Annotated in this window: 19 protein-coding genes; 17 read left to right on the top strand and 2 right to left on the bottom strand. The window is 70.9% G+C overall.

Annotated elements, in window-relative coordinates; genetic code table 11:
- The first annotated feature begins 30 nt into the window (after window positions 1-30).
- From ACTRO_RS25485 to ACTRO_RS25415, 15 genes are all read left to right on the top strand, one after another.
- A complete protein-coding gene (locus tag ACTRO_RS25485) occupies window positions 31-1,320 on the top strand; it encodes a formimidoylglutamate deiminase (protein ID WP_425394884.1) in 1,290 nt (429 codons plus the stop codon).
- Window positions 1,321-1,390: 70 nt separating this feature from the next.
- A complete protein-coding gene (gene hutI / locus ACTRO_RS25480; protein WP_034266914.1) occupies window positions 1,391-2,569 on the top strand; it encodes an imidazolonepropionase in 1,179 nt (392 codons plus the stop codon).
- Between the two features lie 184 nt (window positions 2,570-2,753).
- Window positions 2,754-4,610, top strand: a complete 1,857-nt coding sequence (gene dnaK / locus ACTRO_RS25475; protein ID WP_034266912.1) for a molecular chaperone DnaK — start codon at window positions 2,754-2,756, stop codon at window positions 4,608-4,610.
- Window positions 4,611-4,725: 115 nt separating this feature from the next.
- Window positions 4,726-5,355 (top strand): nucleotide exchange factor GrpE, encoded by a 630-nt coding sequence (gene grpE, locus ACTRO_RS25470; RefSeq protein ID WP_051451380.1) that lies wholly within the window; start codon window positions 4,726-4,728, stop codon window positions 5,353-5,355.
- A gap of 26 nt (window positions 5,356-5,381) precedes the next feature.
- The gene (gene dnaJ, locus ACTRO_RS25465) at window positions 5,382-6,545 is read left to right on the top strand and encodes a molecular chaperone DnaJ (RefSeq protein WP_034266909.1); all 1,164 of its coding nucleotides are present in this window, start codon (window positions 5,382-5,384) and stop codon (window positions 6,543-6,545) included.
- Window positions 6,542-7,027 (top strand): heat shock protein transcriptional repressor HspR, encoded by a 486-nt coding sequence (locus ACTRO_RS50445; protein ID WP_034266907.1) that lies wholly within the window; start codon window positions 6,542-6,544, stop codon window positions 7,025-7,027. The genes dnaJ and ACTRO_RS50445 overlap by 4 nt, the downstream gene beginning before the upstream one ends.
- A 129-nt stretch (window positions 7,028-7,156) precedes the next feature.
- Entirely contained in the window at window positions 7,157-9,748 is a 2,592-nt protein-coding gene (clpB, locus tag ACTRO_RS25455; protein ID WP_051451379.1) for an ATP-dependent chaperone ClpB, read from the top strand.
- A gap of 243 nt (window positions 9,749-9,991) precedes the next feature.
- On the top strand, window positions 9,992-10,648 hold the full coding sequence (locus ACTRO_RS25450; protein WP_051451378.1) for a DUF2617 family protein: 657 nt from the start codon (window positions 9,992-9,994) through the stop codon (window positions 10,646-10,648).
- Entirely contained in the window at window positions 10,584-11,501 is a 918-nt protein-coding gene (locus ACTRO_RS25445; protein WP_084316519.1) for an SRPBCC family protein, read from the top strand. Before ACTRO_RS25450 ends, ACTRO_RS25445 begins: the two co-directional genes overlap by 65 nt.
- Window positions 11,502-11,684: 183 nt before the next feature.
- A complete protein-coding gene (locus tag ACTRO_RS43875) occupies window positions 11,685-12,482 on the top strand; it encodes a FadR/GntR family transcriptional regulator (protein ID WP_051451377.1) in 798 nt (265 codons plus the stop codon).
- A gap of 86 nt (window positions 12,483-12,568) precedes the next feature.
- A complete protein-coding gene (gene pyrE, locus ACTRO_RS25435) occupies window positions 12,569-13,129 on the top strand; it encodes an orotate phosphoribosyltransferase (RefSeq protein WP_034266900.1) in 561 nt (186 codons plus the stop codon).
- A 143-nt stretch (window positions 13,130-13,272) separates the two neighbouring features.
- Window positions 13,273-14,034, top strand: a complete 762-nt coding sequence (locus ACTRO_RS25430) for a DedA family protein (RefSeq protein WP_211244406.1) — start codon at window positions 13,273-13,275, stop codon at window positions 14,032-14,034.
- Window positions 14,035-14,091: 57 nt separating this feature from the next.
- Window positions 14,092-15,111 (top strand): class II fructose-bisphosphate aldolase, encoded by a 1,020-nt coding sequence (gene fbaA / locus ACTRO_RS25425; RefSeq protein WP_034266895.1) that lies wholly within the window; start codon window positions 14,092-14,094, stop codon window positions 15,109-15,111.
- 84 nt (window positions 15,112-15,195) lie between these two features.
- Window positions 15,196-16,479, top strand: coding sequence for an adenylosuccinate synthase (locus ACTRO_RS25420; RefSeq protein ID WP_034266891.1), 1,284 nt, complete (start codon window positions 15,196-15,198; stop codon window positions 16,477-16,479).
- A 117-nt stretch (window positions 16,480-16,596) separates the two neighbouring features.
- Entirely contained in the window at window positions 16,597-17,985 is a 1,389-nt protein-coding gene (locus ACTRO_RS25415; protein ID WP_034266887.1) for an aspartate aminotransferase family protein, read from the top strand.
- Between the two features lie 53 nt (window positions 17,986-18,038).
- Here the strand turns inward: ACTRO_RS25415 and ACTRO_RS25410 are convergent, their stop codons facing one another.
- Window positions 18,039-18,812: an enoyl-CoA hydratase/isomerase family protein gene (locus tag ACTRO_RS25410; protein WP_034266885.1), complete on the bottom strand. Its 774-nt coding sequence runs from the start codon at window positions 18,810-18,812 to the stop codon at window positions 18,039-18,041.
- A gap of 91 nt (window positions 18,813-18,903) precedes the next feature.
- On the opposite strand from ACTRO_RS25410, the gene ACTRO_RS25405 reads away from it, so the two are divergent.
- Window positions 18,904-20,226, top strand: a complete 1,323-nt coding sequence (locus ACTRO_RS25405) for an MFS transporter (protein WP_063628072.1) — start codon at window positions 18,904-18,906, stop codon at window positions 20,224-20,226.
- Here the strand turns inward: ACTRO_RS25405 and ACTRO_RS25400 are convergent.
- Window positions 20,168-21,610: a CCA tRNA nucleotidyltransferase gene (locus tag ACTRO_RS25400; protein ID WP_051451375.1), complete on the bottom strand. Its 1,443-nt coding sequence runs from the start codon at window positions 21,608-21,610 to the stop codon at window positions 20,168-20,170. The genes ACTRO_RS25405 and ACTRO_RS25400 overlap by 59 nt on opposite strands.
- Before the next feature lie 94 nt (window positions 21,611-21,704).
- On the opposite strand from ACTRO_RS25400, the gene ACTRO_RS25395 reads away from it, so the two are divergent.
- On the top strand, window positions 21,705-23,873 hold the full coding sequence (locus ACTRO_RS25395; RefSeq protein WP_157436435.1) for a DUF6049 family protein: 2,169 nt from the start codon (window positions 21,705-21,707) through the stop codon (window positions 23,871-23,873).
- Window positions 23,874-23,939 lie beyond the last annotated feature (66 nt).

The following is a 23,939-nucleotide window of genomic DNA, read 5'->3' as shown; positions in this document are numbered from 1 at the left end:
GTCGACGGCGTGGTGCGCCGGGACGTGCTGATGCAGGTGCAGCAGGACCGGATCGTGCGCGTCACCCCGGACGCGGCGCAGACGCCGATGGCGGCGCAGGCCACGCGGCTGACCGGGTTCACCCTGCCCGGTATGGCGAACGCGCACTCGCACGCCTTTCATCGAGCACTGCGAGGCCGCACCCAGATCGGCGAGGGTACGTTCTGGACCTGGCGAGAGCAGATGTACGCGGCGGTGGCCGGCCTCGATCCGGATACCTACCGGGAGCTGGCCACCGGCGTGTTCGCGGAGATGGCCTTGGCCGGCATCACGAACGTCGGCGAGTTCCACTACGTGCACCACGCCCCCGGCGGCGATGCGTACGCCGACCCGAACGCGATGGGCCACGCACTCATCGAAGCCGCGCGCGCGGCCGGCATCCGGATCACGTTGCTGGACACGTGTTATGTGGCCGGCGGCATCCGCAAGCCGGTGAACGAGACACAGCAACGCTTCTCGGACGGCGACGCGGAGAAATGGGCGACGCGGGTGGAAGACCTGCGCAGCCGTTACGCCACGGCGACGGATGTCGTGGTGGGTACGGCGATCCACTCCGTCCGGGCCGTGCCGGTGGAGCAGTTGGCGACCGTCGCCAAGGCCGCCGAGCAGTGGACGGCGCCGTTGCACGTGCACCTGTCCGAGCAGCGCGCGGAGAACGACGCGTGCCTCGATGAGTACCACCGCACCCCTGCGCAGTTGCTGGAGCAGCACGGCGCGCTCGGTCCGCGCACCAGCGCGGTGCACGCCACCCACCTGTCGCAGATGGACGTCGAGATCCTCGGCGACTCCCGGACCAGCGTCTGCATGTGCCCGACCACCGAACGCGACCTGGCGGACGGCATCGGCGGAGCGCGCTGCGCGTTCCAGGCCGGCTCCCCGATCACCCTGGGTTCGGACAGCCACGCCGTGATCGACCTGTTCGAGGAGGCCCGCGCGGTCGAGCTGAACGAGCGGCTCGCGACGGAGCGGCGCGGACACTGGCCCGCCGCGGACCTGCTCGACGCCGCCACGTCGGCCGGTCACGCGAGCCTGGGCCGGTCGGATGTGGGCCGGCTGGCGGTGGGCCAGGGCGCCGACTTCGTCACCGTGGATCTGGACTCGGTCCGGCTGGCCGGGACCGACCCGGACGCCGCGGTGGAGTCCGTGGTCTACGCGGCGACGGCCGCTGACGTGCGGCATGTCGTGATCGCCGGACGAGTGGTCGTCTGGGATGGTGTCCATCAGTTGGTGGACGGAGTCTCGAGGCGGCTGGGCGCGGCCATCCACGCTCTCTACCTCTGAGTCCGCGCCAGGCAAGCCCGTACCCGGACGCCGCCGTGCGTCCGGGTCCCGACGCAGGAAGGACGCCCGCATGCCCTCCACCCTGCTGGTCACCGGAATCGGCGAGCTGACGGCCAACGATCCACAGGCTGTGGACGACGCGGCGCGGCCCGACCCGCGGGAGCAGGCCGCGCTGATCGTGGCGGACGGCCGGATCGCCTGGACCGGCCCCGCCCTCGGCGCCCCGGCCGCGGACGAGCAGATCGACCTCGGCGGCCGCGCCGTGATCCCCGGCTTCGTCGACAGCCACGCGCACCTGGTCTTCGCGGGCGACCGGGCGAAGGAGTTCAGCGCCCGGATGACCGGGTCGAGGTACTCGGCCGGCGGAATCCGGACCACCGTCGCCGCCACCCGGGCCTCGGACGACGAGACGCTGCGGGCGAACACGCGCCGGCTGGTCGCCGAGATGAGGAGTCAGGGCACGACGACGGTCGAGTGCAAGACCGGCTACGGCCTGACCGTCCAGGACGAAGTACGGGCGCTGCGGATCGCCGCGCAGGAGTGCGACGTCGCCACCTTCCTCGGCGCGCACGTGATCCCGGCCGAGTACACCGATCGCCGCGAGCAGTATGTGGATCTGGTGCGCGGCCCGATGCTCGAGGCCTGCGCCGCGCACGCCGACTTCGTGGACGTCTTCTGCGAACGCGGCGCCTTCGACGAGGTGGAGACGCGAGAGATCCTGGATGCTGCGAAGGCGCGCGGGCTGGCGGTCCGGCTGCACTCGAACCAACTCGGGTACGGCCCCGGCGTGCAGCTAGCAGTGGAGTACGACGCGGCCAGCGCGGACCACTGCACTTATCTGGACTCGGCCGACATCGAAGCCCTGGCCGCCTCGTCGACGGTGGCCACGCTGCTGCCCGGCGTCGAGTTCTCCACCCGCTCGCCGTATCCGGACGCGCGCGGCCTGCTCAACGCGGGGGCGCGGGTGGCGATCGCAACGGACTGCAACCCGGGATCCTGCTATACGTCCTCGATGGCGTTCTGCCTCGCGCTGGCGGTCCGGGAGATGCACATGACCCCGGCCGAGGCACTGCGCGCCGCCACCCTCGGCGGGGCCCAGGCGCTCCGGCTCGAGGACGTCGGCCATCTCACGGTCGGCGCCCGGGCCGACTTCGCCGTCCTGGACGCGCCGACCTATCTGCACCTGATGTACCGGCCCGGCGTCCCGCTCGTCCACAGCGTGTGGAAGAACGGCGCGCGCGTGGCGTGACCGCGGCGGGCGGAAACGGGGCCTCGGCCGGGCCGGCCGACACACGTGAGCGGCGGGAACGGACGCGACTTGAGTCGAAAGCGCTCAAGGCTTACTGTTGAGTCTGCTGGACTCAACTAGAACAGGGTCCGCCCCGCGCAGCGACACCCCAACAGCTACACCGTCCTATCCAAGGAGTCCCACGATGGCACGTCCGGTCGGCATCGACCTCGGAACGACGAACTCCGTCGTCTCCGTCCTGGAGGGTGGCGAGCCCACCGTCATCACCAACGCCGAAGGTTCCCGGACCACTCCGTCCGTGGTGGCCTTCGCCAAGAACGGCGAGGTGCTGGTCGGCGAGGTCGCCAAGCGCCAGGCCGTGACCAACGTCGACCGCACGATCCGCTCGGTCAAGCGCCACATGGGCACCGACTGGAAGATCCGGATCGACGAGAAGTCCTTCACCGCCCAGCAGATCAGCGCCTTCGTGCTGCAGAAGCTCAAGCGCGACGCCGAGGCCTACCTGGGCGAGAAGGTCACCGACGCGGTCATCACCGTCCCGGCCTACTTCTCCGACTCCGAGCGCCAGGCGACCAAGGAGGCCGGCGAGATCGCCGGCTTCAACGTGCTGCGCATCATCAACGAGCCGACCTCCGCCGCGCTGGCCTACGGGCTGGACAAGGGCGAGGGCGAGCAGATGATCCTGGTCTTCGACCTCGGCGGCGGCACCTTCGACGTCTCCCTGCTCGAGGTGAGCAAGGACGAGGACGGCTTCTCCACCATCGAGGTCAAGGCCACCAACGGCGACAACCACCTCGGCGGCGACGACTGGGACCAGGCCGTGGTGGACCACCTGGTCAGCCAGTTCCGCAACGCGCACGGCGTGGACCTGTCCAAGGACAAGATGGCCATGCAGCGCCTGCGCGAGGCCGGCGAGAAGGCGAAGATCGAGCTGTCCGCCTCGAGCGAGACCACGATCAACCTGCCCTACATCACCGCCTCCGCCGAGGGCCCGCTGCACCTCGACGAGAAGCTCACCCGGGCCCAGTTCCAGCAGCTGACCTCCAGCCTGCTCGAGCGCTGCAAGGCGCCGTTCCACTCGGTGATCAAGGACGCGGGCATCTCGGTGCGCGACATCGACCACGTGGTCCTGGTCGGCGGCTCGACCCGCATGCCGGCCGTGGCCGACCTGGTGCGCGAGCTGACCGGCGGCAAGGAGCCGAACAAGGGCGTGAACCCGGACGAGGTCGTCGCCATCGGCGCCTCGCTGCAGGCCGGCGTGCTCAAGGGCGAGGTCAAGGACGTCCTGCTGCTCGACGTGACCCCGCTCTCCCTCGGCATCGAGACCAAGGGCGGCATCATGACGAAGCTGATCGAGCGCAACACCACCATCCCGACCAAGCGCTCGGAGATCTTCACCACCGCCGAGGACAACCAGCCCTCCGTGCAGATCCAGGTCTACCAGGGCGAGCGCGAGATCGCGGCGTACAACAAGCGCCTGGGCATGTTCGAGCTGACCGGCCTGCCGCCGGCCCCGCGCGGCGTGCCGCAGATCGAGGTCACCTTCGACATCGACGCCAACGGCATCGTGAACGTCTCGGCCAAGGACCTGGGCACCCAGAAGGTCCAGTCGATGGTCATCACCGGCGGTTCGGCGCTGTCCAAGGACGAGATCGACCGGATGCAGCGCGAGGCCGAGCAGTACGCGGAGGAGGACCACCGCCGCCGCGAGGAGGCCGAGGCGCGCAACCAGGGCGAGGGCCTGGTCTACCAGACCGAGAAGTTCCTGCGGGACAACGAGGACAAGGTCCCGAGCGAGATCAAGACCGAGGTCGAGGCGGCCATCGCGGACGCCAAGCAGGCCCTGGCCGGCAACGACGTCGAGGAGATCAAGTCCTCCTGCGAGAAGCTCGCGACCACCAGCCAGAAGCTGGGCACCGCGATCTACGAGCAGGCGCAGGCCGCGCAGAGCGCCGGCGCCGCCCCGTCCGACGGCCCGCAGGACGCGGCGCCGAACGACGACGTGGTCGACGCCGAGATCGTGGACGACGGCAAGAACTGACCCACCGCCGCGGGCCGGGGGTGGGCTTCGGCCGCACTCCCGGCTCGCGGCGCACCGCCGCACCCGCCCCCGGCTCGGGCCGAACAACGCGCTTATTGATCGCAGGAGAGCAGAAGTGACTGAGCAGCCCTACCGCTCTGACGAGGAATACGAGCCGGAGGACACCGGGCTCGAGTCCGGGCAGGAGCGCCCGGAGGACGCGTACGACGAGGACGACTTCGCCGGCCGCGTCAACGAGGCGATCGGCGAGGGCGTGGCCGACCTCGCCGTGGCCGACCTGATCCAGAAGGTGGCCGAGCGCACCAACGAGCTGCAGACCGCGCAGCACGAGCTGAGCGAACGCACCGCGGACCTGCAGCGGCTGCAGGCCGAGTTCGTCAACTACAAGCGGCGGGTGGAGCGCGACCGGCAGGCCGTGGTGGAGCTGGCCCAGGGCAAGGTGATCGGCGAGCTGCTCGGCGTGCTCGACGACATCGGCCGGGCCCGCGACCACGGCGAGCTCGAGGGCGGATTCCGCCGGGTGGCCGAGTCGCTCGAGGCGGCGCTGACGAAGATGGGCCTGGAGCAGTTCGGCGCCGAGGGCGAGGTCTTCGACCCGAACATGCACGAGGCGCTGATGCACCAGATCTCCCCGGATGTGGAGGAGGACACCGTCGCGGCGATCCTGCAGCCCGGCTACCGCTTCGGCGAGCGGATCCTGCGGGTGGCCAGGGTGACCGTCGCCCAACCCGGCGACGCGGAGTGATCCGAGCTGCTGCGAAAGGCTGAGCGATGAGCACCAAAGACTATGTGGAGAAGGACTACTACAAGGTGCTCGGCGTGGCCAAGGACGCGACGACCGCCGACATCAAGAAGGCCTACCGGAAGCTGGCCCGCCAGTACCACCCGGACGCGAACAAGGGCGACGCCCAGGCCGAGGAGAAGTTCAAGGAGATCTCCGAGGCCTACGACGTGCTCTCCGACGACAAGCGGCGCAAGGAGTACGACGAGGCGCGCTCGCTCTTCGGCGGCGGCCTGCGCGGCGCCGGGGCCGGCGGCTTCCCGTTCGACCTCGGCGACCTGCTCGGCAACCAGGGCGGGGGCGGCGGGGGGATCGGGGACATCCTCGGCGGGATCTTCAACCGGGGCCGCACCCAGGCTCCGCCCACGCCCGGCACCGGCCGGCGCGGCCAGGACATCGAGACCGAGGCCGCGATCACGTTCATGCAGTCGATAGAGGGCGTGACCATCCCGCTGCGGATGACCAGCGAGCAGCCCTGCCGCTCCTGCTCGGGCACCGGCGCGAAGGCCGGGACCACCCCGCGGGTGTGCCCGGAGTGCTCCGGCACCGGGCAGATCAGCCGCAACCAGGGCGGCTTCGCCTTCTCCGAGCCCTGCCGCGCGTGCAAGGGCCGCGGCCTGGTGGTGGACGACCCGTGCCCGACCTGCCACGGCTCCGGACGCGCCGCGTCCACCCACACGCTGCAGGCGCGCATCCCGTCCGGGGTGCGCGACGGGATGCGGATCCGGCTCAAGGGCAAGGGCGCGCCGGGCGAGCGCGGCGGCCCGCCCGGTGACCTCTACGTGGTGGTGCATGTGAAGCCGCATCCGATCTTCGGGCGCGACGGCGACAACCTGACCGTGACCGTGCCGGTGACCTTCCCCGAGGCGGTGCTGGGCGCGGAGATCAAGGTCCCGGTGCTCGGCGGGATGCCGGTGACGGTGAAGCTGCCGGCCGGCAGCGCCAACGGCCGCACCCTGCGGGTGCGCGGCAAGGGCGCGCCGGTCCGGGACGGCGGGCGGGGCGACCTGCTGGTCACCTTCGAGGTGGCCGTGCCGGTGAACCTGAGCGACGATGCCAAGGCCGCGCTGGAGAGCTTCCGGGCGGCCACGGACGACCACGACGTGCGGGCCGAACTGCTCGCGCAGGCCAAGGACGGAGGTGCGGGAGTATGACGGCACACGGCGGGCACACGGCGCACGAGGCGGTCTCGGCGGACAGCCCGGTCTACGTGATCTCGATGGCGGCGGAGCTCTCCGGCCTGCACCCGCAGACCCTGCGCCAGTACGACCGGCTCGGCCTGGTCAGCCCGGACCGGGCGGCCGGACGCGGCCGGCGCTACTCGGCCAACGACATCGACCGGCTGCGCGAGGTGCAGCGGCTGTCCCAGGACGAGGGCGTGAACCTGGCCGGGATCAAGCACATCCGCGGGCTGCAGGACGAGGTCGCCGTGCTGCGTGCGCGGGTGGCCGAGCTCGAGTCGACGCTGGCCGCGGTGGCCGCCACCACCATCCCGGTGGCGCTGCCGGTGAGCGCGCCGAGCGTCGCGCCGCAGCCCGAGCCGAACCCGCTCTACCGGGGCGACCTGCTGCCGGCCATCCCGGCCTTCGGCTCCTCCACCGCGCTGGTGGTGTGGCGCCCGCAGCACGAGCGGTGAGCTCGCGATCGGACCCGTCCCGCAACTGACCGGGCCGCGTTGACCTTGCGGTCGGCGCGGCCTTCGTCGTCGCACGGGGATTCAAGGCAGTGACCTGATGGCAGTGACCTGAACGTGTAAGGAGCGCTGATGGAAATCGACCAGCTGACGACCAAGGCCCAGCAGGCCCTGTCCGCGGCGGTCCAGGAGACCCAGACAGGCGGCAATCCGGAGGTCGAGCCGGTACACCTGCTCAAGGCTCTGCTCGCTCTGCCCGAGGGCACCGCCGTACCGCTGCTCGAGGCGGTGGGCGTGGATCCGGCGACGGTGGCCGCGGGTGCCCGGGATCTGGCGGCGAGACTGCCCGCGGTCTCCGGTCCGACCGTGTCGGACGCGCCGATCAGCCGGGAGATGCGGGCTGTGCTCAGCACGGCCGAGGGCGAGGCCAGGCGCCTGGACGACGCGTACATCTCGACCGAGCACCTGCTGGTGGGCATCGCCGGCGGCTCGGACGACGCGGCGAAGCTGCTGGTGCGCCTCGGCGCCTCGGCCAAGGCCCTGCGCGACGCGTTCGGCCAGGTGCGCGGCTCGGCCCGGATCACGTCGCAGGACCCGGAGGCGACGTATCAGGCCTTGTCGAAGTACGGCATCGACCTGACCGAGCAGGCGCGCGAGGGCCGGCTCGACCCGGTGATCGGCCGCGACTCGGAGATCCGGCGCGTGGTCCAGGTGCTCTCCCGCCGCACCAAGAACAACCCGGTGCTGATCGGCGAGCCCGGCGTGGGCAAGACCGCGGTGGTCGAGGGGCTCGCCCAGCGCATCGTGGCCGGCGACGTGCCGGAGTCGCTGCGCGGAAAGCGCCTGGTGTCGCTCGATCTCGGCGCGATGGTCGCCGGCGCGAAGTACCGCGGCGAGTTCGAGGAGCGGCTCAAGGCGGTGCTAGCCGAGATCAAGGACAGCAACGGACAGGTCGTCACCTTCATCGACGAGCTGCACACAGTCGTCGGCGCCGGCGCCACCGGGGATTCCTCGATGGACGCGGGCAACATGCTCAAGCCGATGCTCGCCCGCGGCGAGCTGCGCATGGTGGGCGCGACCACGCTGGACGAGTACCGGGAGCGGATCGAGAAGGACCCGGCGCTGGAGCGCCGCTTCCAGCAGGTGCTGGTGGGCGAGCCGAGCGTCGAGGACACGGTCGCGATCCTGCGCGGCCTCAAGGGCCGGTACGAGGCGCACCACCAGGTGCAGATCTCGGACGGCGCGCTCGTGGCCGCCGCCGCCCTGTCAGACCGCTACATCACCTCGAGGTTCCTGCCGGACAAGGCGATCGACCTGGTCGACGAGGCGGCCTCGCGGCTGCGCATGGAGATCGACTCGCGTCCGGTGGAGATCGACGAGCTGCAGCGCACGGTGGACCGGCTGCGGATGGAGGAGATGGCGCTGGGCAAGGCGCAGGACCCGGCCTCGCGCGAGCGCCTCGCCCGGATCCGGCGCGAGCTCGCGGACAAGCAGGAGCAGCTCTCCGCCCTCACCGCCCGCTGGGAACAGGAGAAGTCGGGGCTGAACCGGGTCGGCGAGCTCAAGAAGCGGCTCGACAACCTGCGCGGCCAGACCGAGCGGGCCCAGCGCGACGGCGACTTCGCGGCGGCCTCGCGGCTGATGTACGCAGAGATCCCGGCGGCCGAGCAGGAGCTGGAAGCTGCGTCCAAGGCCGCCAACGACCGGGACGCGATGGTCAAGGAGGAGGTCGGCGCGGACGACATCGCCGAGGTGGTGGCGGCCTGGACCGGGATCCCGGCCGGCCGGCTGCTCGAGGGCGAGGCGGCGAAGCTGCTGCGGATGGAGCAGGAGCTCGGCAAGCGGCTGATCGGCCAGCAGACGGCGGTGCGCGCGGTCTCCGACGCGGTGCGCCGCGCCCGGGCCGGGATCTCCGACCCGGACCGGCCGACCGGCTCGTTCCTCTTCCTCGGCCCGACCGGCGTGGGCAAGACCGAGCTGGCCAAGTCGCTCGCGGACTTCCTGTTCGACGACGAGCACGCCATGGTCCGGATCGACATGTCGGAGTACGGCGAGAAGCACTCGGTCGCCCGGCTCGTCGGCGCGCCGCCCGGATACGTCGGCTACGAGGAGGGCGGCCAGCTGACCGAGGCCGTACGCCGTCGTCCGTACACGGTGGTGCTGCTGGACGAGGTGGAGAAGGCCCACCCGGAGGTCTTCGACGTGCTGCTGCAGGTGCTCGACGACGGCCGGCTGACGGACGGTCAGGGCCGCACGGTGGACTTCCGTAACACGATCCTGATCCTCACCTCGAACCTGGGATCCCAGTACCTGGTGGACGAATCGCTGGCGGTCGAGGCCAAGCGGGACCGGGTGATGCAGGCCGTGCGCGCGGCGTTCAAGCCGGAGTTCCTCAACCGGCTCGACGACATCGTGCTCTTCGACGCTCTCGGCACCGAGGAGCTGGGCCGGATCGTGCTGCAGCAGGTCGCCTCGCTGCAGCGGCGCCTGTCCGACCGCCGGCTGACCCTCGAGGTGAGCGACGCCGCGCAGGAATGGCTGGTACTGACCGGCTTCAACCCGGCCTACGGCGCGCGCCCGCTGCGCCGTCTGGTGCAGACCTCGATCGGCGATCAGCTGGCCAGGGAGATCCTCTCCGGCCACATCCCGGACGGCTCCACCGTGCGCGTGGACGTGGACGGTGCCGAGCCGACCACCGAGCGCCTGGTGGTCACCGCGGTCTAGCCGGGCCGCTCGTGCGCACCGGGCACCTCTCGACCAGGTCTGACCAGGTCTGGGAGGCCCGGTGCGCAGCGCGAGCGTCGCAGCCTCCTGCGTCATGGCGGAAAGATCGAGTCCTGTTGTCACTCACTCGGCCCAGTAGTCACTCTTTAGGGTGATCAGCTTCCGGCGTGGCGTCAGCGCCCTCCCCGATCCGCGTCTTCGACCGTGACAGAACGGATTGGGAGCCGTGGAGGTGTACACGCCATGCCGGAATCGCCGCCTCTCGCCGGGCACGCGGTCGTGGAGCTCGTCGCCCCGTACCGGGACACCCGGGCCGAGGAACTGTGCTGGAGCCTGACTTTGCCGGTCCAGCCGGCGCTGGCCGTCCGCACGGTCCGGCTGGGCCCGTTCGTGCTCGAACTGCGTCTGCTCGGCGCTTCGCATCAGGTGCTGCTGTGGTCCGAGCCGCACGGCACGCTGCGTTGCGTGGAGACCGTCGCCTGTGTGCCCGAGCTGGCCGGGCCGATGCCCGAGCACGCCGCCATGCCGATGGCCGAGGGCTGCTACCGGTTCGCCTCGCGCGTCTCGGTGCTCGACCGGGCCCGATTCGCCGCCGCGGCCGGGCGCGTGCGCCGCGACTGCGCGCGCAACGCGGCGAGTCTGGTCGGGGCCTATCCCGGTTCGCCGGACGCGCTCACCGCGATCCTGCCCGAACTCGAGGGCGCGGGCGTACGCTGGACCACCTGGCACAGCTATCCGCAGAACGGCCGGCTCGTGCGCACTAGTGGCGCGTTCCGGCGTACGCTGGCCCCCAAGCAGGGCGGTTCGGCGTTCGGTGACCAAGGGGAAGGTTTAGATGGCGTACGAAGCTACGGTGCCGGTCCACCGCCGGTTGCTGTGGTCAGCTGTCACCGACCCTGAGCGTCTGCTCGGCGCCGTGCCCAACCTCCTCGTCGAGGCCAGCAGCGACCACGGCGTGGCCGCCCGGTTGCGCCTGCGCGCGGGGGAGAAGTCCATCACCTTCCGCGGTATCGCCCGGCTGGTCGACCTCGCGCCGGACGAGCTGCACGCGGTGCTCGAGATCGAGGCGGTGCACGGCCGCTCCGACGGTGCGCTGGACGGACGCGTGAAGATCACGCTGCGACCGGACGGCGACGGCACCCGGGTCGAGCTCGAACCCGAGTTCGTGCTCTCCGGACACGCCCCCACGGTGTCCGCGGAGCAGCTGACCGCCGCCGGAGCGCGGCTGATACCGCGTTGGTTCGCCCAGCTGGCCGGATCCGGCCCGGCGGCGCCCCCGGCCCCGGTTGCGCTGACGGTGGTGCCGGACGAGCCGGAACCGTCGCGCGTCCCGACCCCCGAGCCGCCCGCCGCGGACGTGGACGTCGACGAGGACGAGGACGAGGACGAGGACGAGAACCTGAACGACCGCGGCCTGGAGCCCGCCGCGGCGGAACCGGAGTTCGAGCCCGAGGCCGAGCCCGCGTTCCCGGCCGAGGCGCGGCCCGGCCCCACCTTCACCCTGATCCCCGGCGCCGGCGACGCGCAGGACGGCGCGAGCGCGCCGGCCGCCGCCAAGGCTCCGTTGCGCCTGGTCGCGCCGCGTGAGCCGGACTCCGAGGACGAGCTCCCGGAGGAGCGCGACCTGTGGAGCGAGCGGCCCGGGCAGCTGATCGCACCGGTGTGGGTGATCGGCGCCGCGCTGCTCGCCGCCCTCGGTCTGCTCGTCGCTGCGCTGCGCCGGATCGCCCGGCACCGCCGCGACGTCGGCTGATCCGAACTGATCACCCTGGTCGGGTACTAGCGCCGTGGCGTTTTTCTCACTAACGAGTGAGTCTTGTCATCGGATCGAGTGGTTGTCGGCTGAATCTCCGTCAAATGGCCGATTCTTCAGCTTAAGGTGAGCGGCACCCGGATCCCCGTGATCCCTCCGTGCACAAACCAGGAGCCGAACGTCATGTACGTCGAAGGGTGGAACGCCCACCGAGTCGTCCGTCCCAGCCGCCTGGCCAACGCCGTGATCGAGCGGCTGCTGCTGCGCATACTGGACGGCGAGTTCCAGCCCGGCGGGGACCTGCCGCCGGAGGCCGCCCTGGCACAGGAGTTCGCGGTCAGCCGCACGATCCTGCGCGAGGCGCTCAAGGCGTTGGAGGAGAAGCGGGTGCTGCGCATCCGCCACGGCCGCGGCACCACGGTGCGGCCCAAGAACGAGTGGAACATCCTCGACCCCATGGTGCTCACGGTGCTGCTCGAGTACGGGGGTTCCTCGACCCTCGCCACCGAGCTGGACGAGGTGCGCACCGCGCTGCAGGGCCTGATGGCCGACCTCGCCGCGCAGCGGATCACCCCGGAGCAGCGCCGGGACCTCGACCTGTGCCTGAACCGGATGCGCGCGGCGCTCCCGGTCGAACCCGGCATCGGCGACCCGCTGGCCTACCGGGAGGCGGCGCACCTGTTCGCCCGGGTGCTCTCCGAGGCGGCCGGCAACGAGGTGGCCCGCTGTGTGGTCGAGACCATCGACGTGCCGCTGCGCGACGAGGACCCGGAACACATGCAGGGCGTCATCCCGCGCACCCAGGAGTTCGCCGAGCGCCTCTACGCCCGTGTGGTGGGCCTGCCCGCCCCGGACGAGCAGGTGGTCGACCTGGCCGATCCCCCGGGCGGGGCCGGCTCGGCCCCGGTCTCACTGCCCAGCCAGCCCCCCGTGCTCACCACCCCGCTGCGGCGGCGGCCCATGGTGAGCGTCTCCCGCTAGCCGTCGCGTCGCGGCGCTGGTGGAACCGAGCAGCCCGACGATCCTTCCTGACGGCCCGGCCGGCCCGGGCCGTTAGGATCAGGGGCATGACGGTCAACTACCCCCAGCCCAGCCCGGAGCGCTCCGCCCTGCTCGAGCAGATCAAGGACAAGGCCCTGTTCCGGGGCGAGTTCACGCTCAGCTCGGGGCTCAAGGCCGACTACTACGTGGACCTGCGCCTGATCAACCTGGCCGGCGCCACCGCGCCGATGGTCGGCCGGGTCATGCTCGAGACCGTCAAGGACGTGGACTTCGACGCGGTCGGCGGACTGACCATGGGCGCCGACCCGGTGGCCGCCGCGATCATGCACGCCGCGGTCGCGCAGGGCCGGCCGATGGACGCGTTCGTCGTGCGCAAGGCCGGCAAGGCACACGGCCTGCAGCGCCGGATCGAGGGCCCGGACCTCGCCGGCCGCCGGGTGCTGGTCGTCGAGGACGCCTCCACCACCGGCAACTCCCCGCTGGCCGCCGTCGAGGCGGTGCGCGAGGCCGGGGCCGAAGTGGCGGCAGTGGCCTGCATCATCGAGCGCGGCGCGGCGAAGACGATCGAGGCGGCCGGCCTGCCGTACTACGCGGCCTACAACGAGGCGGATCTCGGCGTGCGCTGAGCCGCGTGGGACCGGGCGGGCCGCTGGAAGTTTCGCGGCCCGCAGGTCACCGGGCCACTCGTGCGGCCGCACGGGGCCGCGGATTCTCAAGTAGTCCTACAGGAGGACGCGATCCACCTGGTCTCCACATGTACGCTGCTGCGGTGACCAACCTCGCGCTCAACATCCTCAGCCCGGCGTCGCTGATCAGCACCTTCGGTGTGGCCGGGGTACTCCTGATCATCTTCGTCGAACTGGCGGTGATCGTCGGGTTCTTCCTGCCCGGCGACTCGCTGCTGTTCGTGGCTGGAATCGCGTCCTCCAGCGCGGCGAACACGCTGGTCCACGCGCACATGAGCCTCGCGGCCCTGCTGATCGCCACCCCGATCGTGGCCATCGTCGGATCGCAGATCGGCCACTACATCGGTGCCAGATTCGGCCGCCGACTGTTCGACCGCCCGGATTCGCGCTTCTTCAAGCGCAAGTACGCCGTGCGCGCCGAGTTCTACTTCAACAAGTACGGCGGCGCCAAGGCCGTGCTGGTGAGCCGGTTCATCGTGGGTGTGCGCACGTTCGTCAACCCGCTGGCGGGCATGCTGGACATGCCGGCCCGCACGTTCTTCCTGTGGAGCGCGCTCGGCAACATCGTCTGGGTGGAGCTGATGCTGGTGCTCGGCTACGAGCTCGGCGACAAGATCAAGGGCAACATCGACACCACGATCCTGCCGATCGCCCTGGTGGTGGCCGTGATCACGCTGATCCCGCTGGCGCTGGAGATGAACAAGGAGCGCAAGGCGGCCAAGCGCGGCGAGGAGACCGAGCTGCAGCGGTTCGAGCGCGAGCACGAGCGCGCCTACGCCGAGCGGGTGGGCTACCAGGACGCGGTGCCCGCCGTCTCGACGGCCGGAGCCCGGCACAGGAAGTAAGTTGTTTCTGCGAGGATTACGCCGCAGGCACCATCGTTGGATCAGTTTGGAGTCCCCATGCCCATCGCAAGCCCAGAAGTCTACGCCGAGATGCTCGACCGGGCGAAGGCCGGCCGCTTCGCGTACCCGGCGATCAACGTCACCTCGTCGCAGACGCTGAACGCGGCGATCCGCGGCTTCGCCGAAGCCGAGAGCGACGGTATCGTCCAGGTCTCCACCGGTGGCGCCGAGTACCTCAGCGGCGGCCTGAAGGACATGGTCACCGGCTCGGTCGCGCTGGCCGAGTACGCGCACGTGATCGCGGCGAAGTACGACGTCAACATCGCGCTGCACACCGACCACTGCCCCAAGGACAAGCTGGACGGCTTCATGCGTCCGCTGGTCGCCATCTCCCAGGAGCGCGTGGCCAAGGGCCTCGAGCCGCTGTTCCAGTCGCACATGTGGGACGGCTCGGCCGTGCCGCTGGACGAGAACCTGCGCATCGCGCAGGAGCTGATCGTCGAGTGCGCCAAGGCCCGCACGGTCATGGAGCTGGAGATCGGCGTCGTCGGCGGCGAGGAGGACGGCGTCGCGAACGAGATCAACGAGAAGCTCTACACCACCGCCGAGGACGTGCTCAAGACCGTCGAGGCGATCGGCCTGGGCGAGAAGGGCCGCTACCTGCTGGCCGCCACCTTCGGCAACGTGCACGGCGTCTACAAGCCGGGCAACGTGAAGCTGCGTCCGTCCATCCTCAAGGACATCCAGGACGCGGTCGGCGCCAAGTTCAACCAGGACAAGCCGTTCGACCTGGTCTTCCACGGCGGCTCCGGCTCGCTGCTCGAGGAGATCCGCGAGGCGCTGGACTACGGCGTGGTGAAGATGAACGTCGACACCGACACCCAGTACGCCTTCACCCGGCCGGTGGCCGACCACATGCTGCGCAACTACGAGGGCGTGCTCAAGGTGGACGGCGAGGTCGGCAACAAGAAGCAGTACGACCCGCGCGCCTACGGCAAGGCGGCCGAGGGCGGCATGGCCGCGCGCGTCGTCGTGGCCTGCCAGGACCTGCGGTCGGCTGGCACCAAGCTCAAGTAACCAGTAAGCTCTTGTTGCAAGAGGCCCGGTGCGCTTGCGCTCCGGGCCTTAAACTTTTTTGTAGTACCCGGAGGTGTACCCGGAATGCCGGCACTCGTGCTCGTCGGCGCCCAGTGGGGCGATGAGGGCAAGGGCAAGGCCACCGACCTGCTCGGTGGATCTGTCGACTACGTGGTCCGTTACCAGGGCGGTAACAACGCAGGGCACACGGTGGTCATCGGAGACCAGAAGTACGCGCTGCACCTGCTCCCCTCCGGCATCCTCACCCCCGGGTGTGTGCCGGTGATCGGCAACGGCGTGGTGATCGACCCGGCGGTGCTCTTCCAGGAGCTCGACGCCCTGACCGACCGCGGCGTGGACGTCTCCCGGCTGGTGATCTCGGCCAACGCGCACCTGATCACGCCCTACCACCGGACCATCGACAAGGTCACCGAGCGCTTCCTGGGCAAGAACCAGATCGGCACCACCGGCCGCGGCATCGGGCCCACCTACGCGGACAAGATCAACCGGATCGGCATCCGTGTGCAGGACCTGTTCGACCCGGGCATCCTGGCCAAGAAGGTCGAGGGCGCGCTGCGCGACCGCAACCAGATGCTGGTGAAGATCTACAACCGGCGGGCGATCGCGGCCGAGGCCATCGTCGAGGAGTACCTGGGCTACGCGGAGAAGCTGCGCCCGTACGTGGCCGACACCTCGCTGCTGCTCAACCAGGCGCTGGACCAGGACAAGGTGGTGCTGCTCGAGGGCGGCCAGGGCACCCTGCTGGACGTGGACCACGGCACCTATCCGTTCGTCACCTCCTCGAACCCGACCGCCGGCGGCGCGTGCTCCGGCTCGGGTATCGGCCCGACCCGGATCACCCGCAGCATCGGGATCCTCAAGGCCTACACCACGCGCGTGGGCGCGGGCCCGTTCCCGACCGAGCTGTTCGACGAGGACGGTGCCGCGCTGCGCCGGATCGGCGGCGAGCGCGGTGTGACCACCGGCCGGGACCGGCGCTGCGGCTGGTTCGACGCGGTGATCGCGCGCTACGCCACCCGAGTGAACGGGCTGACCGACTTCTTCCTGACCAAGCTGGACGTGCTCACCGGCTGGAAGCAGATCCCGGTGTGCGTGGCCTACGAGGTGGACGGCGTGCGGCACGAGGAGCTGCCGATGACGCAGACCGACTTCCACCACGCCAAGCCGGTCTACGAGTACCTGCCCGGCTGGGACGAGGACATCAGCAAGGCGCAGGAGTTCAGCGACCTGCCGCCGAACGCGCAGGCCTACGTCAAGCGGCTGGAGGAGCTCTCCGGCGCCCCGATCTCGGCGATCGGCGTGGGCCCGGACCGCAACGCCACCATCGAGATCCGCTCGTTCCTGTAGCCGACGGCGCCGCGCGCCGCGTGGACCGGCGCCGGCGAGCAGGTTGATGCAAGAGGGCCGCCCCACCGTACACAGTGACGGTTGGGCGGCCCTTGTCCCGTTATCTACGCTGGTCGCATGACCGACTCCGCCGCCGCCAGCCACGCCGCGTTCACCCCCGACCCCGAGCAGGGGAAGGCGGTGGTCGCGCTCGACCGGGCCCACGTCTTCCACTCCTGGTCCGCGCAGGACCAGATCGCCCCGCTGCCGATCGCGGGGGCGGCCGGCTCCCGGTTCTGGGACTACGAGGGCAACAGCTACCTCGACTTCGCCAGCCAGCTCGTCTACACCAACATCGGGCACCAGCACCCCAAGGTGGTGGCCGCGATCCAGGAGCAGGCGGCGCGACTGTGCACGGTCGCCCCGGCCTTCGCCAACGACAAGCGGGCCGAGGCGGCCGAGCTGATCACCCGGCACGCGCCGGAGGGCCTCAACCGGGTCTTCTTCACCAACGGCGGCGCCGACGCGATCGAGAACGCGGTGCGGATGGCCCGGGTGCACACCGGCCGGCCGAAGGTGATGACGGCGTACCGCTCGTACCACGGCAACACGGCCACCGCGATCACCATGACCGGCGACCCGCGCCGCTGGGCCAACGAGAACGCCGGCCACCGCGACGGCAACGTGCTCAAGTTCTTCGGGCCCTACCTGTACCGCTCCGCCTTCTACGCCACCACCGAGGAGCAGGAGAGCGAGCGCGCCCTGGCCCACCTCGAGCAGCAGATCCAGTTCGAGGGCCCGGGCACCGTCGCCGCGATCGTGCTCGAGACGGTGGTGGGCACCAACGGCATCCTGATCCCGCCGCCCGGCTACCTGGCCGGGGTCCGGGCGCTGTGCGACAAGTACGGCATCCTCTACATCGCCGACGAGGTCATGGCCGGCTTCGGCCGCACCGGCACCTGGTTCGCGGTGGACAACTGGTCGGTCACCCCGGACCTGATCGCCTTCGCCAAGGGTGTGAACTCCGGCTACGTCCCGCTCGGCGGCGTGATCATCTCCGACCACGTCCACGAGACCTTCCGCAACCGGGTCTTCCCCGGCGGCCTGACCTACTCCGGCCACCCGCTGGCCTGCGCCGCGGCCGTGGCCACCATCAAGACGATGGAGGAGGAGGGCATCGTGGAGCACGCCGCCTGGCTCGGCGAGAACGTGCTCGGCCCGGGCCTGCGCGAGCTGGCCGAGAAGCACCCGAGCGTCGGCGAGGTGCGCGGGCTCGGCGCGTTCTGGGCGCTGGATCTGGTCAAGGACCGCGAGACCCGGGAGATGTTCGTGCCCTACGCGGCGGCCGGCCCGGACGCTGCCCCGATGAACGCGGTGATGGCCGAGGCCAAGAAGCACGGCGTGTGGCCCATGCCGCACTTCAACCGACTGCAGGTGACCCCGCCGCTGAACCTCACCGAGAACGAGGCGCGCGAAGGGCTCGCCGGCATCGACGCGGCGCTCGCGGTGGCCGACAGCTACCTCTGAGCTCACCGGCCCCCGCTCCCCCGGCGATCCCGGCGGCAGCGGGGGCCTTCGCGTCATTCGAACCGGGGCCGCCGCTTCTCGGCGAAGGCCTGGATCCCCTCGACCCGATCCGCCGAGAACGCGGCCTGGCGCCAAGCGGCGTCCTCGATGTCGAGACCCGCGGCCAGCGGCAGGTCGTATCCGGTGCGCAGGGCGTGCTTCGCGCTGCGCAGGGCGACGGGGGAGTTCGCGGCGATCGTCCCGGCCAGCTCCAGCGCGGCGTCGAGCGCGCTCGCTCCGGTCTTGGCCACCTGATCGACCAGACCCAGCTCACAGGCCTCGGCATAGGCGATCTGGCGTCCGGTGTAGAGCAGGTCCGCGGCGCGGGCCAGGCCGATCCGGCGGGAGAGCAGCTGCGTCCCGCCGCCCCCGGGCACCAGCCCGACGCTCGTCTCCGGCAGCCCGAACACCGCGTTCGCGTCGGCGGCGATCAGGTCGCAGCACAGCGCCAGCTCGAAGCCTCCGCCCAACGCGTACCCGCCGACCGCCGCGACGGCCGGCATCGGCAGCTCGCGCGCCGCGTCGAACAGCTCACGGAAGACCGGCCGCTGGGCATAGAGCTCGGCGTCGCTGAAACCCTTGCGCTCCTTGAGATCCGCGCCCACGCAGAAGGCCCGGCCGCCGTTGGAGGCCAGGACCAGCGCACGCAGCCGCGGCTCCGCACCGAGCTCGCGCAACCGCTCGGCCAGCTCGGCGGCGAAGGCCGTGCTGATCGCGTTGAGAGCCTCGGTCCGGTTGAGCAGCACGAGCGCCAACGCTCCGTCACGGCGCACTTCGATCATTGCCATCCGACCAGTCTGCCAGCCGGGACCCTCCCGGAGGCCGATGCGCCGCGGCGCGGAAAAATCTAGGCTGACCTCTGTGAAGAGCCTCCGCCCATTGAGCAGTGTCGTTTTCGGTCCCGGTCTGCGCCGGTTCCGGCTGCTGCTCACCGTCCGCCTGGTCGGACAGTTCGGCGACGGCGCCTTCCAGGCCGCGCTGGCCACCTACGTCGTCTTCTCCCCGCAGAACGCGGCCACCCCGGCCAAGGTCGCCGAGGCCTTCGCCGTGCTGCTGCTCCCGTTCACCGTGATCGGGCCGTTCGCGGGCGTGTTCCTGGACCGTTGGCGCCGACGCCAGATGCTGCTGTGGGCGAACCTCGCCCGGGCCGCCCTGGTGCTCGGGGTCGCCGCGTGCGCCGCCGCCGGATCGGCCGGGCCGCTGTTCTACCTGCTCGCGCTGGGCGGGTTCTCGGCCAACCGCTTCATCCTGGCCGGGCTCTCGGCCGGTCTGCCGCACACGGTCACCGGCAAGCAGCTGATCGTCGCCAACGCCGTCTCCCCCACCCTCGGCACGCTGGCCACGACGATCGGCGCGGGCGTGAGCGTGGTCGTGCACGCGGTGGCCGGCCACGGCTCCGGCTCGGTCGCCGGCGTGCTGGTGTGCACGGCCGGCCTCTACGCGCTGGCCGGGTTGTTCGCGCTGATGATCCCGGCCGGCGCGCTCGGTCCGGACAACCCGGCCCTGACGGCGCTGCGTTCCGACCTCGGCGCGGTCGTGCGCGGAGTGGCCGCCGGTGCCCGGCACGTGGTGGAGCGTCCGGCCGCGGGTCGGCCGTTGGCGGCGGTCGCGGTCAGCCGGTTCTGCTACGGCGCGGTGACCATCATGACGCTGCTGCTGTTCCGCAACGCCTTCGACGACCCGCACGACACCAACGCGGGCCTGGCCGGCTTCGCCTTCGCGGTCGGCGTCTCCGGCGTCGGCTTCGGCCTCGGCGCGGTGACCACCCCGTTCGTCGCCCGGCGCACCAGCCTGCACCGCTGGATCCCGCTGTGCCTGGCCGCCTCCGGCATCATCGAGCTCGTCTTCGGCTCGCCGTTCCGCGAGCTGCCGCTGCTGATCGGCGCGTTCCTGCTCGGATTCTTCGCGCAGGGCCAGAAGATCAGCACCGACACCCTGGTCCAGCGCAACGTCGACGACGAGTTCCGCGGCCGGGTGTTCGTGTTCTACGACATGCTCTACAACGGCGCGTTCGTGCTCGCGGCCGCGTTCGCCGCGGCCGCGCTGCCGCTGAACGGCAGGTCGTACCTGGTGCTCGGCGTGGTCTCCGGCGCCTACCTGCTGGCCGCCCTCTGGTACACGCTGCGCCGGCCGGACAAGCCGATCAGCCGGCGTCCTGAGCCGATTCCGGCTGACCAGCCCACCACGCCCGCAGTTCCGTGACCGCGCGGTCGTGGCCCAGCGGGCCCTCGTCCAGCCGCAGCTCGAGCAGGAACTTGTAGGCGCGCCCGACCACCGGCCCCGGCCTGACCCCGAGCAGCTCCATGACCTGGTTGCCGTCGAGGTCGGGGCGGATCGCGTCGAGCTCCTCCTGCGCCTTGAGCCGCTCGATCCGCAGCTCGAGGTCGTCGTACGCGGAAGCCAGCGCAGCCGCTCGGCGCCGGTTGCGGGTGGTGCAGTCCGAGCGGGTCAGCTTGTGCAGCCGGTCCAGCAGCGGCCCGGCGTCGCGCACGTAACGGCGCACCGCCGAGTCGGTCCACTCGCCGTCGCCGTAGCCGTGGAACCGCAGGTGCAGCTCGACCAGCTCCGAGACGTCGTCGACGAACTCCTTGGAGTACTTCAGGTCCCGCAGCCGCTTGCGGGTCATCTTCGCGCCGACGAGCTCGTGGTGGTGGAACGAGACCCCGCCGCCCGGTTCGAACTTGCGGGTGCGCGGCTTGCCGATGTCGTGCAGCAGCGCGGCCATCCGCAGCACCAGGTCGGGGCCGTTCTGCTCGAGCGCCATGGCCTGCTCGACCACGATCAGCGTGTGCTCGTAGACGTCCTTGTGCCGGTGGTGCTCGTCGATCTCGAGGCGCAGCTTGGGCAGCTCGGGCAGGAACTGGTCCGCGAGCCCGGTGTCGACCAGCAGGCCGAGGCCGATCCGCGGGTGCGCGCCGAGCAGCAGCTTGGAGAACTCCGCCTGGATCCGCTCGGCCGAGACGATGGAGAGCCGGTCGGCCATGTCCCGCATCGCCGCGGAGACCTCGGGCGCGACCGCGAAGTCGAGCTGCGAGGCGAACCGCGCGGCGCGCAGCATCCGCAGCGGGTCGTCGGTGAACGAGTCCTGCGGCGTCCCGGGGGTCCGCAGCACCTTGCGGGCGAGATCCTCGAGACCGTTGTGCGGGTCCGCGAAGACGAGCTGCGGCAGCTTCACCGCCATCGCGTTGACGGTGAAGTCGCGGCGCACCAGGTCGCCCTCGAGCGAGTCGCCGTAGTCCACCGCGGGCTTGCGCGACTCTCGGTCGTACGCCTCGCTGCGGTAGGTGGTGATCTCCAGCTTCAGCCCGTCGCGCTGGCAGCCGACCGTGCCGAAGGCGATCCCGACGTCCCAGACCGCCTCGGCCCACGGCTTGACCAGGGCCAGGATCTGCTCCGGCCGGGCGTCGGTGGTGAAGTCGAGGTCGTCGCCGAGTCGGCCGAGCAGCGCGTCTCGGACCGAGCCGCCGACGAGTGCGAGCTCGTGCCCGGCCGCGGCGAAGCGCTCACCGAGCTCGCGGGCGACGGGATTCAACTGCAGCAGCGCGAGGGCGGTGGCGTGCTTGGGATCCGGATCAGAGCTAGACACGTCAACCTAGGGTAGTTGGCCCGGCCCCGTGCCTTGGCACGGCCGCCTCGCCCGTGCTCTTCTCGACCTCTCCAGCGCCCCTAGGATGCTCCCTGTGATCCGGCTCTCCCTGACTCACCGTATGGCCCGCGTGTGGCTCGCCATCGCGCTGGTGGCGGGCGTATCCGCGTACGGGTTCACTGGATCCGCGCCGAGCGCCGAGGCAGCGCAGTCCGGGACTTCGCTGAGCCTGACCACGATGTCGCCGACGGAGGCGAACTCCTCGTCGCAGACGGTGAACCTGGGCGGCCAGCTGAAGGTGGCGTCGGGGCAGACCTACGGCGACGTGATAGTCCAGCTGGACATCATCGCGATTCAGAACCGCTCGGAGATGAGCCAGGGCCCGGAGAGCAGCGCCGACGAAACCCAGCTCTCCTCGGTCCAGGACCACCTCGGCGACGTGTCCGGCACGACGGCCTGGTCGCTCAACCCCACCGTGGCCCAGATGGGGCTGACCCCGGGCACGGTCTACGCCCTGGACGTGCAGGCGTGGTCGGGCGGCCTGGTGCTGCTGGGCTCGGTGCGCACCTACCTCCCCTACAAGATCACCAGCGGATCGTCCTTCACCGCGACCCAGCTGGCCGTGCTGGTCCCGGTCACCGCGGCGTCGCCGCTGGACGGCTACCAGTACCAGCCCAAGGACAACGGCTCGCCGTGGGACGAGGCCACCTCCAACGAGCTGGTCTCGCAGATGGGCGCGACCGGCAGCCTCAGCACGCTGCTCACGCAGGGCGAGGCGCTCAAGGGCGTGGACCTGTCCTGGGCGGTGGACCCCGACCTGCTGGACACGGCCTCGGCGATCCAGAGCGGATACTTCGTCGCGGCCGGCGAGGGGGCCGACGACCAGGCCGGTTCCGGCGCGGCCAACGCCTCCGCCTGGCTCAAGCTGGCCGACTCCGTGCTCGGAAAGAACGGCGAGCTGTGGCAGCTGCCGTCCACCGACCCCGACCTCGGGTCCCTCTCGAACCTGTCGAGCGCGCAGGGGGAGCAGTTCGTCAACGTCTCCGCCGCGCAGACCGCGAAGAGCACCACGCTGGCCGCCTCGACTCAGCGCAAGCCCCTCGGACTGCTCGCCTGGCCCGCCGACGGACAAGTCGACACGAGCGCGCTCGCCCTGTCCCAGTCGCTCAACCCGACCGCGGTGGTGACCGCCTCGAACTCGGTGAACCTCACGGCTGACGGCGGCCGCTACACCCCCACCGGCCGCGCCTCCATCAACGGCAAGAACAACATCACCGTCGCCGACTCGGATCTCGACGCGATCATGTCCGGCGACGCGGCCGACGCCGGCTACGTGACCGCCGGCTCCGACTCCACCCTGCTCGCCAAGCAGCGGCTGATGGCCCAGACCGCGCTGATCGCGCGCGAGGAGCCCGACCTGAGCGGCTCGCGCACCGTCCTGATCACCCTGCCGCGCTCTTCGGCCGAGTCGTCCGCGGACATGTCGGTGCTCTCCGCCCTCGGCCAGGCGGACTGGGTCCGGGCGTCCGGCTTCTCCACCCTGGTCGGCGCCCGCCCCGACCCGAAGTCCTCGACCGGGCACCTGACCCGCTCCGCCGCGGTGGTCAAGACGGATCTGACCACCGCTCAGCTCGACCAGGCGGTCAGCCTCTCCTCGCAGTTCTCGCTCTTCCAGTCGATCCTGGTCGGAGGAGACTCCAGCGACGGCCTGTCCCTCGCCGTCGAGCGCACCGTCTCCACCGACTGGCGCGGCCAGCCCGGCGCCTGGGGCACCTTCGCCGCCGCCGTGCAGCGCCGGCTGACCGGCCAGATGGGCCAGGTCTACCTGATCCAGAAATCCGACATCACCCTGTCCGGCACCAGCGGCTCGATCCCGTTCACCGTGCACAACGGTCTCAACCAGCGGGTCCGCCTCGGCTTGAACTTCAGCATGAAGCCCACCGGCCGGCTCGACATCAGCTCGGTCGCCGCGGCCGAGATCCCGGCCCACAGCAGCCGCACGATCCAGGTCCGGGTGACTTCCCGGTCGCCCAGCGCCACCATCCAAGTCACCGCGTACCTGGTCAATCCGGCCGGGGCGCACTACGGTGGCGCGGAGGGCGACGGCTCGCAGACTCTGCAGGTCAGCGTGACCTCGATCGGGTTCGTGGCCCTGCTGCTGTTCGCCGGTTCAGCCGCTCTTCTGGTGATCGCTGTAGGGTTGCGTATCTATCGGGGTAGGAGAGGCTCGCGGAAGAAGCCGGGGACCCGAGAGGGTGACTGACCGACCCGGTTACACCGCGGGCGCACAGAACCCTGGAGAATGAAGCACGAGCGCTCGGCGTGGGTC

This window comes from Actinospica robiniae DSM 44927, from assembly GCF_000504285.1.
Lineage (GTDB): Bacteria > Actinomycetota > Actinomycetes > Streptomycetales > Catenulisporaceae > Actinospica > Actinospica robiniae.
This window is presented reverse-complemented; position numbering and strand designations above follow the sequence as displayed.